Source organism: Paraburkholderia sp. RHO2 (genome assembly GCF_050955445.1).
Classification (GTDB): domain Bacteria; phylum Actinomycetota; class Actinomycetes; order Mycobacteriales; family Mycobacteriaceae; genus Prescottella; species Prescottella agglutinans_A.
Genome location: NZ_CP162617.1, coordinates 43,086 through 58,647 on the forward strand (window position 1 = coordinate 43,086; position 15,562 = coordinate 58,647).

Sequence of the window (15,562 nt, forward strand, 5' to 3'; positions counted from 1 at the left end):
TACATGCTCTGCAGTTGTATGGCCATCAGCGCTGCTGGTCGTCGGTGCATTTACGCATACGAAGGCAGTAGGTATGAAGCATCTTCCCGGGCCCCAGGGGCTCTACCACCCGGCAAACGAGCACGACGCGTGCGGTGTCGCGTTCGTCGTCGACATGCACGGTCGCCGCAGCCGCGACATCGTCGAAAAGGCGATCACCGCGCTGGTCAACCTCGAGCACCGCGGCGCCGCGGGCTCCGAGCCCAACACCGGTGACGGCGCGGGCATCCTGCTCCAGGTCCCGGACCGCTTCCTGCGCGCCGTCGTCGACTTCGAGCTGCCCGCCGCGGGCGCGTACGCCACCGGCATCGCGTTCCTGCCGCAGGGCGAGGCCGCTGCCGACGAGGCCGCCGCCGGCGTCGAGAAGATCGTCGCCGAGGAGGGCCTGACGGTTCTCGGCTGGCGCGAGGTCCCCACCGACGACTCGTCGCTCGGTTCGCTGGCCCGCGCCGCGATGCCGACGTTCCGTCAGGTGTTCATCGGTTCGGCCGGAGATGCGGTCACCGACATGGACCTCGAGCGTCGCGCGTACGTCATCCGCAAGCGCGTCGAGCACGAGCTCGGCGACGCCGGTGCCGGCGAGGACGGCCCGGGCCGCGAGTCGGTGTACTTCCCGAGCCTGTCCGGCCAGACGTTCGTCTACAAGGGCATGCTCACCACCCCGCAGCTCAAGGGTTTCTACCTGGACCTGCAGGACGACCGGCTCGAGAGCGCGCTGGGCCTGGTGCACTCGCGCTTCTCCACCAACACGTTCCCGTCGTGGCCGCTGGCGCACCCGTTTCGCCGCGTCGCCCACAACGGCGAGATCAACACCGTCAGCGGCAACGAGAACTGGATGCGGGCCCGTGAGGCGCTCATCAAGTCCGACGTGTTCGGTGAGGGCGCGCTCGAGAAGATCTTCCCGATCTGCACCCCCGGCGCTTCCGACACCGCGCGCTTCGACGAGGTGCTCGAGCTGCTGCACCTCGGCGGCCGCAGCCTGCCGCACGCCGTGCTGATGATGATCCCGGAGGCCTGGGAGCGTCACGAGAGCATGGACCCGGCCCGCAAGGCGTTCTACGAGTACCACTCGGCGCTCATGGAGCCGTGGGACGGCCCGGCGTCGGTGTGCTTCACCGACGGCACCGTCGTCGGCGCCGTGCTCGACCGCAACGGCCTGCGCCCGTCGCGCGTGTGGGTCACCGACGACGGTCTGGTCGTCATGGCGTCCGAGGTCGGCGTCCTCGACATCGCCCCGGAGAAGATCGTGCGCCGCATGCGCATGCAGCCGGGCCGCATGTTCCTGGTCGACACCGCGCAGGGCCGCATCATCTCCGACGACGAGATCAAGTCGGAGCTGGCCGCCGCGCACCCGTACCAGCAGTGGGTCGACGAGGTCCTCGTCCAGATCGAGGACCTGCCGGATCACAAGTACACGTACATGACCCACGACCGGGTCGTGCTGCGCCAGCAGATCTTCGGCTACACCAACGAGGAAGTGAACCTCCTCGTCAAGCCGATGGCCGCCACCGGCGGCGAGGCGCTCGGCTCGATGGGCACCGACACCCCGATCGCGGTGCTCTCGGCCCGGCCGCGGATGCTGTTCGACTACTTCCAGCAGCTGTTCGCGCAGGTGACCAACCCGCCGCTCGACGCGATCCGCGAGGAGATCGTCACGAGCGTGGGCGGCACCATCGGACCCGAGTCCGATCTGCTGGACGCGTCGATGTCGCCGTGCCGCCAGATCGTGCTGCAGCAGCCGATCCTGCACAACGACGACCTGTCGAAGCTGATCCACCTCAACGACACCGCCGGTTTCCCGCACTTCCGCAGCGTCGTCGTGCGCGGCGTGTACCCGGTCGCTGATGGCGGCGAGGGCCTGCGCAAGGCCCTGGACACGGTGCGCGAGAAGGTCTCCGAGGCCATTGCAGGCGGTGCCCGCATCATCGTGCTGTCGGACCGCGAGTCCAACGAGAAGTACGCGCCGATCCCGTCGCTGCTCCTCACCTCCGCGGTGCACCATCACCTGGTGCGTGAGAAGACGCGCACCAAGGTCGGCCTGATCGTCGAGTCCGGTGACGCCCGCGAGGTCCACCACATGGCGGCGCTGCTCGGCTTCGGTGCCGCGGCGGTCAACCCCTACATGGCGTTCGAGACGATCGACGAGCTGATGCAGAGCAACCAGCTGCCGGGTCTGACGCTCGACAAGGCCGTCGCGAACTACATCAAGGCCGCCGGCAAGGGCGTGCTGAAGGTGATGTCGAAGATGGGCATCTCGACGCTCGCGTCGTACACCGGTGCACAGCTGTTCCAGGTCATCGGCCTGTCGCAGGAGCTCGTCGACGAGTACTTCACCGGCCTGCACTCCAACCTCGACGGCATCGGACTGGACGAGATCGCCGCGGATGTCGCTGCGCGCCATGCCAATGCGTACCTCGACCGCCCCGAGCTGCGGGCGCACCGCGAGCTCGAGGTGGGCGGCGAGTACCAGTGGCGCCGTGAGGGCGAGTACCACCTGTTCAACCCGGACACGGTGTTCAAGCTCCAGCACGCCACCAAGACCGGTCAGTACCAGGTCTTCAAGGAGTACACGAAGCTCGTCGACGACCAGTCGGAGCGCCTGGCGTCGCTGCGCGGCCTGTTCAAGTTCAAGACCGGTCTGCGCGAGCCCATTTCGATCGACGAGGTGGAGCCGGCCAGCGAGATCGTCAAGCGCTTCTCGACCGGTGCGATGAGCTACGGCTCGATCTCCGCGGAGGCGCACGAGACCCTCGCGATCGCGATGAACCGTCTCGGTGGCCGCTCGAATTCCGGTGAGGGCGGCGAGCATCCGTCGCGCTTCACGCCGGACGAGAACGGTGACTGGCGTCGGTCGGCGATCAAGCAGGTCGCGTCGGGTCGCTTCGGTGTCACGTCGCACTACCTGAGCAACTGCACCGACATCCAGATCAAGATGGCGCAGGGCGCCAAGCCCGGTGAGGGTGGCCAGTTGCCGCCGCACAAGGTGTACCCGTGGGTCGCCGAGGTGCGTGGCTCCACCCCGGGCGTCGGCCTCATCTCGCCGCCGCCGCACCACGACATCTACTCGATCGAGGATCTGGCCCAGCTGATCCACGACCTCAAGAACGCGAACCCGCAGGCGCGGATTCACGTCAAGCTGGTCTCGGAGATCGGTGTCGGTACCGTCGCCGCAGGTGTCTCGAAGGCGCACGCCGACGTCGTCCTGATCTCGGGCCACGACGGTGGCACGGGTGCGTCGCCGCTGACGTCGCTCAAGCACGCGGGTGCGCCGTGGGAGCTCGGCCTGGCCGAGACCCAGCAGACGCTGCTGCTCAACGGCCTGCGCGACCGCATCGTGGTCCAGGTCGACGGTCAGATGAAGACCGGCCGCGACGTCATGATCGCGACGCTGCTCGGCGGCGAGGAGTTCGGTTTCGCGACCGCGCCGCTGGTGGTCTCGGGCTGCATCATGATGCGCGTGTGCCACCTCGACACCTGCCCGGTGGGTGTGGCGACGCAGAACCCGGTGCTGCGCAAGCGTTTCGCGGGCAAGCCCGAGTTCGTCGAGAACTTCTTCATGTTCATCGCCGAGGAGGTGCGTGAGCTGCTCGCCGAGCTGGGCTTCCGCACCCTGCAGGAGGCGGTCGGCCAGGTCGACGTCCTCGACACCACGGCGGCGCTCGAGCACTGGAAGGCGTCCAAGCTGGACCTGTCGCCGATCCTGCACAAGGTCGAGTCCGCGTTCGCGGACCAGGACCTGTACTGCTCGGGCACGCAGGAGCACGGCCTGGAGAAGGCGCTCGACCAGCAGCTGATCGAGCAGGCCCGCCCGGCCCTCGACAAGGGTGAGGCCGTCGCGTTCGCGTCGGAGATCACCAACGTCAACCGCACAGTCGGCACCATGCTCGGTCACGAGCTGACCAAGGCCTATGGTGCGGAAGGCCTGCCGGACAACACGATCGACATCACGTTCACGGGTTCGGCCGGCAACAGCTTCGGCGCGTTCGTGCCCAAGGGCATGACGCTGCGGCTGCAGGGCGACGCCAACGACTTCGTCGGCAAGGGCCTGTCCGGTGGACGCATCGTCGTCCGCCCGCCGCTGCAGACGGCCGACAGCTTCGTGCCCGAGGACAACATCATCGGCGGCAACGTGATCCTGTTCGGTGCCACCACGGGCGAGGCCCTCATCCGCGGCATCGTCGGCGAGCGTTTCGCCGTCCGCAACTCCGGCGCCACCGCTGTCGTCGAGGGTGTGGGCGATCATGCCTGCGAGTACATGACCGGCGGCAAGGTGGTCATCCTCGGCAAGACCGGGCGTAACTTCGGCGCCGGCATGTCCGGTGGCGTGGCGTACATCTTCAACCCGGACCGTGATTTCGGGACCAACCTCAACACCGAGTTGGTCGATCTCGAGGACCTCAGCGTCGAGGATCTCGAATGGCTGCACGGCGCCATCGAGCGCCACCGTGACGAGACCGGATCCGAGGTTGCGGCCCGGATCCTCGCCGACTGGTCGCACCAGAAGGCACATTTCGCGAAGGTGATGCCGCGCGACTACAAGAAGGTCCTCGTCGCTATCGAGACCGCGAAGAAGAACGGAACGAACGTGGACGACGCAATCATGGAGGCAGCTCGTGGGTGATCCGAACGGCTTTCTGAAGCACACGTCGCGCGAGCTGCCCATCCGCCGTCCGGTGCCGCTGCGCCTGATGGACTGGAAGGAGGTGTACGAGGATTTCTCCTCCGACACCCTCAAGACCCAGGCCAGCCGGTGCATGGACTGCGGTATCCCGTTCTGCCACAACGGTTGCCCCCTCGGAAACCTGATTCCCGAGTGGAACGACCTGATCCACAAGGATCGGTGGCGCGAGGGTATCGACCGGCTGCACGCGACCAACAACTTCCCGGAGTTCACCGGTCGGCTGTGCCCGGCACCGTGTGAGGCGTCGTGCGTGCTCGGCATCAACCAGGACGCGGTGACCATCAAGCAGGTCGAGGTCGAGATCATCGACCGCGCCTTCGACGAGGGCTGGGTCCAGCCGGTGCGCGCGTCGCACATCACCGGCAAGAAGGTGGCCGTCGTAGGCTCCGGCCCGGCGGGTCTGGCTGCCGCGCAGCAGCTCACGCGGGCCGGCCACTCGGTGACGGTGTTCGAGCGTGAGGACCGTATCGGCGGCCTGCTGCGCTACGGCATCCCCGAGTTCAAGATGGAGAAGCGCCACATCGACCGCCGTCTGGCACAGATGGAGGCCGAGGGCACGGTGTTCCGCACCGGCGTCAACGTCGGTGTCGACATCACCGCCGAGCAGCTGCGCGAGCAGTTCGACGCGGTGGTCCTCGCCGGCGGTGCCACCGAGGCGCGCGACCTGCCGATCCCGGGCCGCGAGCTCGACGGCATCCATCAGGCGATGGAGTTCCTGCCGATCGCCAACCGTGTGCAGCTCGGTGACATGGCCGAGCCGACGATCACGGCGAAGGGCAAGAAGGTCGTCATCATCGGCGGCGGCGACACCGGTGCCGACTGCCTCGGCACCAGCCACCGTCAGGGCGCCGAGAGCGTGCACCAGTTCGAGATCATGCCGCGCCCGCCGGAGCAGCGTGCCGACTCCACACCGTGGCCGACGTACCCGCTGATGTACCGCGTGTCGTCCGCCCACGAGGAGGGTGGCGAGCGCGTGTTCTCGGTCAACACCGAGGAGTTCGTCGGAGTCGACGGCAAGGTGACCGCGCTCAAGGCGCACGAGGTCACGATGGTGAACGGCCGCTTCGAGAAGGTGGAGGGCTCGGACTTCGAGCTCGAGGCCGACATCGTGTTCCTCGCGATGGGCTTCGTCGGTCCCGAGAAGCCGGGCCTGCTCACCGATCTGGGTGTCGACCTCAACGAGCGCGGCAACGTCGCCCGCTCGTCGGAGTGGGCCACCAACGTCGACGGTGTGTTCGTCGCGGGCGACATGGGCCGCGGCCAGTCGCTCATCGTGTGGGCCATCGCCGAGGGCCGCTCCTGTGCGGCCGCGGTCGACAAGTTCCTCGAAGGATCGACGGCTCTGCCGACGCCGATCAGCACCACCAGCGCTCCGCAGCGCTGAGCGATCGGCGGGGATCAACGTCGCTCCCCGCCGATCGCCCTCCGAAGCCCGAAGGCCTCGTTCCACGCATCGCCTCGCGTGGGACGGGGCCTTCGCCCTTTTTCGATTCGAAACCAGCTCAGGCACAAGTGTTTTCTGGACGTTCGACCAGAAAACGCTTCTACAACGATCTTGCAACGGCTATGGTCTGCCGCATGTGATGCGTGACACATGACCGCCGAGTCGGGGGAAGGCGGACCTACCCGAGGAGGATCAGTGTTTTCGTCGAAACTTCGTAGAGCGGCCGGCCCGCTCGTGGCCTTGGCCAGCGCAGCCGCGCTGACCTTGGGCATGGTCGGGACGGCAGGTGCCGATCCCACAGGGCCGCCACCGTCGGCGACGTCAGGTGACCAGACGGCCGACAATCTCGGTTGGAAGACCGAGGTCGTCAGCGTCAACGGTGTCCCCGGCAACGTCGCCAACCCCGGCGACACGGTCACGTACCGCTCGAGTATCTGGGAAAACAGCCAGGTCGCCCTGAATCTGGGCCGCTACATCACCGCGATTCGCCACAAGGCGCCCGCAGGCTTCGAATACCAGAGCGCGACGACCTCTCTGGCCGGCACGATCACGAACGAGGGCGCCAACGGCGTCAAGGCCGCCTGCACCGGTGGCGGCTGCAGCTCGGTGCCGTTGCTCGGCACCAAGGGCTTCAAGATCATCGGTAGCACCGTCCTGAATTTCGACGTGACCTACAAGATCCCGACAAACTTCGCCTTCGGTGACTACAACAGCGCCTTCGTCTTCGACGTGTACTCCTTCAGCAGCCAGCAGGGCAGCAGCGCGGCTGGTGCCTTCGTGCGGGTCGAGGCCAAGCGCGACAACACGACGACGACCATCTCGGCGCCGCCCACCGCGAGCAAGGGCGGCGACACGACCCTGACGGCAACAGTCTCGCCGTCCAATGCGACGGGTACGGTGCAGTTCTTCGAGGGCGCGAACCCGATCGGTAATCCGGTCCCGGTCAGCGGCGGCACGGCCACGCTGACGCATGTGTTCACCGAGATGGGCACCGCGACCGTCTCCGCGAAGTACACCGCCACCGGTCTCTTCAACAGTTCCGAGTCCGGAACGACCCAGATCGAGGTCGGACCCGTGGCCACCACCACCGCGGTGACCGTTCCCGCCACCGCTGAGGCGGGCTCGACGGTGCCGCTCCAGGCCACCGTCACTCCGTCCGACGCGCAGGGCACCGTGCAGTTCGCGGTGAACGGCACCAACGTCGGTGGCCCGGTCCAGGTCACCGGGGGCACGGCGACACTGAACCACCGTTTCGACGACCCGGGCAACTTCCCGGTGACGGCGAGCTTCGTCGGCGGGTTCGGCTTCGCCGATTCGAACGGCGCGGCCCAGCAGATCGCCGTCTCCTACGGCGCCTGGCAGACCACCACCGTGGTCGTCGAGCCGGTGACCGCCGAGGCCGGTAGCCCGACCAACCTGATGGCCACCGTCCGCCCGATTCCGACCGGCGGTACCGTCACCTTCTCCGTCGACGGCACCGAGATCGGCTCGTCCGACGTGGGCACCGCCGACGGCGTCGCCGTGCTCGAGCACACCTTCGACACCGCCGGCTCCTACCAGGTCGTCGCCGCGTTCGCGGGCACCGAGGGCTTCTCCGCCTCCACTTCCGCGCCGTTCGCGGTCACGGTCGCCCCGACCGCGCCCGTGCTCACTGCCGTGAACGCGGACCTGAAGGTCCAGGGCCTGTCGGTGGTCGGCCAGACGATCACGCTCACCGTGGACGTCGCCCCTGCCGACGCGCAGGGCACCGTCCAGTTCTACAAGGGCACCGAGGCCATCGGCGCGCCGGTGCAGGTCGTCGACGGTAAGGCGACCATCACCACCACGCTCGATTCCGAGGGCACCCAGCTGCTCACCGCGAAGTTCGTCGGCGGTGAGGGCTTCCGCGACACCGTGTCGAATCCCGTGGTGCTGAACGTGACCGCCGCGCCGGAGCCGGGCACGGGCGAGGGAAGCTTGGGCTCGCTGAGCGGGCTGTTCACCGGATCGCTGGGGGGCTGACGAGATGAGTGCAGGAGGATCGATGAGTTCCAAGCTGTACCGCTTGATCACGCCGGTTGCGGTAGGCGCGACGGTCGTCGCGGGCGCGGGCGTCCTGGGTGTGGCGACCGCGTCCGCGGCGACGACGACCACACCGTTCAACAACGCGTGTCAGGCGACTCCGTCGTCGAGTCTGGCCGGTGGCCCTCAGACCCAGGTGCAGGCGGCGTCGGTGACGGTCGACGCACCCGAAACCGTCGCGCCCGGTGAGGAGTTCGTGGTGACGATCTCGCCGCCGCCGATCTCCGTGCCGAACGATCTCGGTTCCGGTGCGAGCCTGTCGAACATCTCGCGACTGAAGATCGACGTCGCGATGCCGGAGAACGCACAGTTCGTCGGCGCCGAGGTGGTGGCGGGGACGGCATCGGGCATCACGGGTGTCGCGCCCAACGTCATCGTCGTGAACGAGAGCGGGAATCCGGACCCGAACGGGCAGATCATCCGGTTGTCCGGGAACAACGAGACGATCGGCAACGGACCGAAGTCCTCGAAGAGTTCCGAGGGCGGTATCAAGGCGAATGCGTCGGGCAGCACCACGTCCTTCCAGTTGCCCCAGGTCAAGGCCACGCTCAAGGCGGGCGCGGCCGGCGAGATCTCGATGAAGCTGCGCACCGCCGGAAGCGCCGGTCAGTTCGGCAACGACGCGAACTTCCTGACCTTCCTGCCCCGAGCCAGCGCACCGATCGTCGGCACCGTCTGGGCTCCCACCCAGTGCTCGCCGCGCGACACCGCGACCGGCCCGCTCAACGCGGGGTCCGGTCCGCTGGCCACCATCCAGATCCAGCGGCAGGCGGTCGCGACCGTCACCTACCTGGACGGGCCCAGCGCGGTGACCAACGGCGGCGAGTTCACGCTCAACGCCACGGTCGTGCCGACTCCGGAAAGCGGGCAGGTGCAGTTCACCCGTGACGGCGAGGATGTCGGCGCGCCGGTCGACGTGGTGAACGGCAAGGCATCGCTCACCCAGTCGATCGACACTGACGGGGCCTACACCTACGAGGCGAAGTTCCTGGGCGCGGAGTTCTTCAACCCGTCTGGGGCCTCGAAGACGGTGACGGTGACCTCGCAGGACATCCAGACCACCACGTCGGTCACCGGACCGGATCACGACGCCTACCGCGACCAGCCGGTGAACCTCACCGCCAAGGTCGAGCCGGGCGTCTCCGGCGGCACGGTGACCTTCGAGGTCGACGGCACCGCTGTCGGTACCGCCGACGTCATGGATGACGGTGCCGCGGTCCTCGCGCACACCTTCACCGCCAACGGCACGCATCGGGTGATCGCCCGCTACTCGGGCACCGACGGGGTCTCGCCGTCGGTCTCGCTGCAGTACCCGGTCAGCGTCACCGAGGCGCCGGCCGCCGACGTGGCGACCACGATCACCGTCGATCCGGTCGCGTCGACCGCCAAGGGCTCGCCGGTGACACTCACCGCACGCCTCGATCCGGCCGACGCGCGTGGCACGGTGCAGTTCAAGCTCGGCGACGCACTGCTGGGTGGGCCGGTTCGGGTGGACGCGAACGGCGTCGCGACGCTGACGACGTTCTTCCAGAACCCGGGTGACTTCGTCGTCACCGCCGAGTTCACCGCCGACGCCGGGTTCATCGACTCGTCGGCGAACCCGGTGAATGTCACCGTGACCGGTGATCCGGACACCATTCCGGGTGACGGCGCGGGAAGTCTCGGCAGCCTGTCCGGGCTGTTCGGTAGCCTGGGCGGCTGATTCGAACGCAGCGGTGGGTTCTCTCGAGATCGTCGAGGGAGCCCACCGCTCTTTCGTGTTCCGGGCGCGACCGTCGACCTCCCGCTCGTCGCCCGGACGAACACCTCCGCATTCCGGTGCTGCTCCGGTAACGTGCGTTTACCGATCGTGCATCGTCTCGACATGTAGTCCCGCCAGGATCGACGTGTCGCGTCACCCGCAGGCGTAGTCACGGGAGGGGACGTCACGGCACGTGGTCATGGGGAAGTGACCACCTGGATCGAGTGAGTGGGGTGCGGTGTTGATGCGTGTGAAGAAGTCGCTGGCCGTGCTTGGTGCATGTGTCGCAACTGTTTTCGGTTCCGTGGTCGCGGTGGGGGCAGGTACGGCCCAGGCTGCACCTGCGTGCCCGAACCTGCAGGTCGTCGCGATTCCCGGTACGTGGGAGACCACGTCCGATCCGGGGGCTCACCGCGGACCCGGCATGCTGGGCGCGGTGACCGGCGGGCTGCCCGCCTCGGTCGGTGTCGACTACGTGACCTATGCGGCGACGGCGTTCCCGTGGGAAACCGAGGTCTACGGCGCATCCAAGCGCCAGGCCGTCGACAGCGCGCGCGGGATCATCGCGGACGTCGCGCAGCGGTGCGGCAACACGAACTTCGCACTCGTCGGATACAGCCAGGGAGCGGACGCCGCCGGCGATCTCGCCGCGGAGATCGGTACCGGTCTCGGCGTGGTGCCGCCGTCGCGAATCGCGGCGGTGGGTCTGCTGTCCGATCCGCGCCGGTCGGAGTCGGACACGCTGGTGGGTCCGTGGGTGGTCGGAAACGGCGCCGGCGGACCACGTGTCGGTGGCTTCGGCCTCGTCACCCCGCAGACCCGCACCTTCTGCGCGGTCGGCGACCTCTACTGCTCCACGCCGAAGGACGACTTCGTCACGCGCATGGCCGGTTTCCTGGCGCAGAACTCGTCGCCCGAGGCGCCGATGACCGGGCGCTACGTGCAGGAGGCGATGGCGATCGTGCAGGACCTCATGGCCGCCGGCGGCATGCCGACCCTGCAGGCGCAGTCGTCCGACACCGCCAACGAGGACCGAGTCGACAAGCTCGACCGGTTCTACCGTTCGCAGGTCCACCAGGACTACGTGACGTACGTCGTCGACCCCTCGGGTGCGACGGCGACGTCGTGGCTCGCGAACTGGCTGCGTTCCAAGGCCTGACGCCGTCGCCGGCCACCGGCGGTCAGCAGTACGTCGCCTCGGCGGTGGACACGTAGATCTCGGCGATCCGGGTCGCGGACATCGGCAGGAATCGTGCGTAAGCCTCTCCGACGGAGTCGAATTCGGCGAGCACGCTCGCCCGGGAATCGCCGCGAGCGAGGGCTTCGCACGTGCCCTGCGCGTACAGCACCTCCGCCGCGTCCATGCCGGTCGGCGGGATACCGGCCACCCGCAACGCCGCGAGGTAGCGCTGCCCGCGCTCGCCGGAGTCGGCCACGATCTGCTCCGGGGAGCGGGCGTCCCGCGGCCCGGCCGTGGACGCCGGGCGGAGCGGAACCGGCGGGGGCATGGTCGTCACCGGTGGCGGCGGTGCGGCCGTGGTGGTGGGTGGGTCTGCGGGAGTCGATGTTTCGGCCGCAGGCGCAGCCGCCGGTGTGGCACCCGCGGTGGACGTCACGGGCTCCGGTGGGTTCGTCGTGGGCTGAGCGGACTCTCTCGCGGCCTCGTGCGTCGGGGGCGCGGTCTCGGAATCCTGGCCTCCACATGCGGTGAGGAGCAGGGCTCCGGCCACTGCGACGACGGCAGTAACTGCACGTGTGCTCGTCATGGTGGAACAGTGTGGCACGTTGAACTACCGACCGGTAGATCCTCGAGCTTCGGATTGTCGAAAGTCTCGAATTTCCTATTCTTCGGCTTCGCTCCGTGGTATAAAACACCTCATCTGTTACCTGCCGTAACAGTGGAACTTGCGCCGAACTGGTACTCGAACGTATTGAGGCAGAGTCTCTTTCGAGTTCCGGTTCCCGTGCTGTGGGCGTCGTCGGCGCTCCGCAGCAGTTCGATTCACCGTGGTCTGCGGCGAGTGAGCGCTCGCCGCTGTTCGTCCGGCTCCGCGACCCGAATGCGGTCGCGTACATCGAGGTTTCGGTAACTGAGGAGAACGCGTGAAGAACGATTCGAACAGGTGGTGGCGACTCTCGAGCAGGCGCGTCGCGGTGGTCGGAGGCGCCGTCGGCGCGTCGATGGCCCTGCTCGCACCGGTCGTGTCGGCCGCACCGGGCACCAACGTCGTCCCCGGTGGCGGGGTCTGCGACCCCGTTCTGACCCAGGGCTGTCTGTCGGTGGTGGTCAACAGTGGCACCTTCGCCAACAACGGTTTCAACCTGCCGATCGGGGACGGTGACATGATCATCGCCGGCAACCTGAGCGACGATGCGTTCCTGCCCCGCGACGACGGCAGCAACGGCGTGTACAGCAAGCCGATGACGGTGCCCGGCGGCGTGCTCGGCGTCGATCTTCCGTTCGACAACCTGTTCGGCCTCGCGGCGGTGACCGCGACGGTCGAGGCGGTGTCACCGCCGGTGTTCAACGGCATCATCACCGATTTCGACATGACCATGCCGGTGCGGATGAAGATCGACAACCCGTTCCTCGGCGACAAGTGCTACATCGGTACGGAGTCCGATCCGGTGGTGTTCAACCTGCACAAGTCGAATCCGATCGACGATCAGCCGGTGTACGTCTACGAGGATCCGTGGCCCGCGGAGACCGTTGCGGCGAGCAATGTCCAGAACACGGGTACGGACTTCGCGCTGCCCGGTGCCACGGGATGCGGCCCCTTCGGGATCCTCGACCCCATCGTCGACTGGCGGGCCAAGGTTCCCAACGACACGGGCACCTCGCTGACCACGGTCTCGACCGGATTCCTGTTCCCGGCCGCCACCGGCGGGACCGATCCGCTCGACGGTACGGGCGGCGATACGGGCTCCGCTGGTTCGAGCGGTTCGAGCGGTTCGAGCGGCTCGGCCGGCTCGGGCGACGGTGGCTCAGGTGGTTCGACGGGCTCAGGTGGTTCGACGGGCTCGGGCGGTTCGACGGGCTCGGGCGGCTCCAGCGGGAGCTGATCCCCGACCTGCGAGTGAGGCGTCCTGCCGGGCCGATGGGGCCCGGCAGGACGCGACGCCGGTCAGCGCAGCCCGTGGAAGCGCGCCGTCATCTTCTCGGTGAGCGCCCGCGGCGCGAGCCGGCGGACGGTGAACACGAGCGGCGCCATGTTCCCGACGGCATAGAGCGGTTTGGGCTTGTCCGCTTCGATGGCCTTCACCACCAGGTCGGCGACGGCCGACGCCTTGATGCCGCGATCCTCGTTGCGCTGCATCGCCTTCGACACCGTGGTGTAGTCGCCGGTGTACGGCGAGTCGTCGGCGATGTATCGCGTGCGACGGTCGCCGATGCCGGTGGCGATGGTGCCGGGTTCGACGGTGGTGAGCCACACACCGAACGGGCTCAGCTCGCGTCGGGCGGCCGATGCGAAACCCTTCAGTGCGCACTTGGCGGCGACGTACGACGACCGGAACGCGAGCGGGAAGCTCGCGAGCATCGACCCCACCATCACCACGCGGCCGTAGCCGCGCTCGCGCATGCCCGGCAGCAGCAGCTGCGTCAGCTGCACCGCGCCCAGCACGTTCACCTGGAACAGCCGGTCGATCGCGTCGAGCGGCAACTCCTCGAGCGGCCCCATCTGACTCTCGCCGGCATTGTTGACCAGGACATCGACACCACCGCCGGCGCCGGCCGCCCGCGCGCACGCCTCGATGCTTGCCCGGTCCGCGAGGTCGAGCGCCACGTACTCGACACCCGGAACCCGCGAATCGTCCGGCAGGGCAGCGGGATCACGGGTGGTGCCGAGAACGCGGTAGCCGCGCGCGACCAGCTCGCGGGCCACCGCGAGGCCGATGCCAGACGACGCCCCGGTCACCAGCGCGGTGCGGATCATCCGAGGCTCCGGCCCAGCGCGCGTCCGGCGGCGCGTCCGGAGAAGATGCAGCCGCCGAGGAAGGTGCCCTCGAGCGCGTTGTAGCCGTGGACGCCGCCGCCGCCGAACCCGGCGACCTCACCGGCCGCGTACAGGCCGTCGAAGACGCTGCCGTCGGGCCGGATCACCTGCGAGTCCAGGTTGGTCTCGAGTCCGCCGAGGGTCTTGCGGGTGAGCAGGTTCAGTCGCACCGCGATCAGCGGCCCGTGCGCGGGATCGAGCAGCCGGTGCGGCTTGGCGACGCGGATGGCCTTGTCCGGGAGATAGGTTCGCGCATTGCGAATGGCCATCACCTGCATGTCCTTGGAGTAGGTGTTGTCCATCTCCCGGTCGCGCGCCACGATTTCGCGCTCCACCTGGTGGTAGTCCAGCTTCGCGTCGGGGGTGAGTGCGTTCATGCCGTCGACCAGGTCGGGCAGGTTGTCGCGGACCACGAAGTCCACGCCGTGCTGCTTGAACGCCTCCACCGGCCCCGGTGCGCCCTTCTTCACGCGTCCGAGGAGGAGTTTCATGTCCTTGCCGGTGAGGTCGGGGTTCTGTTCGGACCCCGAGAGCGCGAACTCCTTCTCGATGATCGACTGCGTGAGGACGAACCACGTGTGGTCGTGCCCGGTGCCCAGGATGTGCTTCAGCGTCGCGAGAGTGTCGAAGCCGGGGAACAGCGGGACCGGCAGGCGCTTGCCGGTGGCGTCGAGCCACAGCGACGACGGACCGGGAATGATGCGGATCGCGTGGTCGGGCCAGATCGGATCCCAGTTGACGATGCCCTCGGTGTAGTGCCACATGCGATCCCGGTTGACGATGTTGCCGCCGGCGCTCTCGGTGATCTCGAGCATGCGGCCGTCAACGTGCGCGGGCACACCGGTGATCATGCGTTCCGGTACGCGGCCGAGTCGGTCGACGGGCCAGTTCTTGCGCACCAGTTCGGGATTGCCGCCGATACCGCCCGACGTCACGACCACGGCCTGTGCCCGGAGTTCGAATTCGCCCGCGGGCGTGCGCGACGACTTCACGCCGCGCGGTTCGATGGACGGCTCGAGCACGGTGCCGCGCACGCCGACGGCGGCACCGTTCTCCACGATCAACTCGTCCACCTGGTGCCGGTAGCGGAAGGTGACCTGGCCGCGGCGCGCGGCATCGAGCACCGGTTCGCGGAACACCCGCACCACCTCGGGGCCGGTGCCCCACGTGATGTGGAAGCGGGGCACCGAGTTCCCGTGCCCGGACGCGAGTCCGCCGCCGCGCTCGGCCCAGCCGACGTTCGGCATCACGCGCAGTCCGAGGTCGTGCAGGTAGGCGCGTTTCTCGCCGGCCGCGAAGTCGACGTACGCCTCGGCCCACTGTCGGGGCCAGTGGTCCTCGCGGTCGCGGTCGAATCCGGCGCTGCCGAGCCAGTCCTGCAGGGCCAGTTCGCGGGAGTCCTTGATGCCCATGCGGCGCTGCTCGGGGCTGTCGACGAGGAACAGTCCGCCGAGCGACCAGAAGGCCTGACCGCCAAGGTTTTCCACGTTCTCCTGGTCGACGACGAGCACCTTGCGGCCCGCCTTGACCAGTTCGTGGGTGGCGACCAGACCCGCCAGTCCCGCTCCGACGACGATGACGTCGGCTTGTTCTGCCACGGC

The 15,562-nt window shown here is 68.2% G+C and carries 9 protein-coding genes; 6 read left to right on the forward strand and 3 right to left on the reverse strand.

Annotated features, from left to right (window positions below):
- Positions 1-73 precede the first annotated feature (73 nt).
- From gltB to ABTV10_RS00220, 5 genes are all read left to right on the forward strand, one after another.
- Positions 74-4,660, forward strand: coding sequence for a glutamate synthase large subunit (gene gltB, locus ABTV10_RS00200; RefSeq protein WP_499031703.1), 4,587 nt, complete (start codon positions 74-76; stop codon positions 4,658-4,660).
- On the forward strand, positions 4,653-6,104 hold the full coding sequence (locus ABTV10_RS00205) for a glutamate synthase subunit beta (RefSeq protein ID WP_433608787.1): 1,452 nt from the start codon (positions 4,653-4,655) through the stop codon (positions 6,102-6,104). Before gltB ends, ABTV10_RS00205 begins: the two co-directional genes overlap by 8 nt.
- A 300-nt stretch (positions 6,105-6,404) precedes the next feature.
- Complete coding sequence (locus ABTV10_RS00210) at positions 6,405-8,165, forward strand: Ig-like domain-containing protein (protein ID WP_499031707.1); 1,761 nt, start codon at positions 6,405-6,407, stop codon at positions 8,163-8,165.
- A 22-nt stretch (positions 8,166-8,187) separates the two neighbouring features.
- The gene (locus tag ABTV10_RS00215) at positions 8,188-9,927 is read left to right on the forward strand and encodes an Ig-like domain-containing protein (RefSeq protein WP_499031710.1); all 1,740 of its coding nucleotides are present in this window, start codon (positions 8,188-8,190) and stop codon (positions 9,925-9,927) included.
- A 352-nt stretch (positions 9,928-10,279) separates the two neighbouring features.
- On the forward strand, positions 10,280-11,125 hold the full coding sequence (locus tag ABTV10_RS00220) for a cutinase family protein (RefSeq protein WP_499031712.1): 846 nt from the start codon (positions 10,280-10,282) through the stop codon (positions 11,123-11,125).
- Positions 11,126-11,147: 22 nt separating this feature from the next.
- Here ABTV10_RS00220 and ABTV10_RS00225 read toward each other — a convergent pair whose 3' ends face one another.
- Complete coding sequence (locus ABTV10_RS00225; protein ID WP_499031714.1) at positions 11,148-11,732, reverse strand: DUF732 domain-containing protein; 585 nt, start codon at positions 11,730-11,732, stop codon at positions 11,148-11,150.
- 337 nt (positions 11,733-12,069) lie between these two features.
- Here ABTV10_RS00225 and ABTV10_RS00230 point away from each other — a divergent pair, with 337 nt between their 5' ends.
- Positions 12,070-13,029, forward strand: coding sequence for a hypothetical protein (locus tag ABTV10_RS00230; protein WP_499031716.1), 960 nt, complete (start codon positions 12,070-12,072; stop codon positions 13,027-13,029).
- 62 nt (positions 13,030-13,091) lie between these two features.
- Here ABTV10_RS00230 and ABTV10_RS00235 read toward each other — a convergent pair whose 3' ends face one another.
- The gene (locus tag ABTV10_RS00235; protein WP_499031718.1) at positions 13,092-13,901 is read right to left on the reverse strand and encodes an SDR family oxidoreductase; all 810 of its coding nucleotides are present in this window, start codon (positions 13,899-13,901) and stop codon (positions 13,092-13,094) included.
- Complete coding sequence (locus ABTV10_RS00240; protein WP_499031721.1) at positions 13,898-15,559, reverse strand: FAD-binding dehydrogenase; 1,662 nt, start codon at positions 15,557-15,559, stop codon at positions 13,898-13,900. Before ABTV10_RS00240 ends, ABTV10_RS00235 begins: the two co-directional genes overlap by 4 nt.
- Positions 15,560-15,562: the final 3 nt, after the last annotated feature.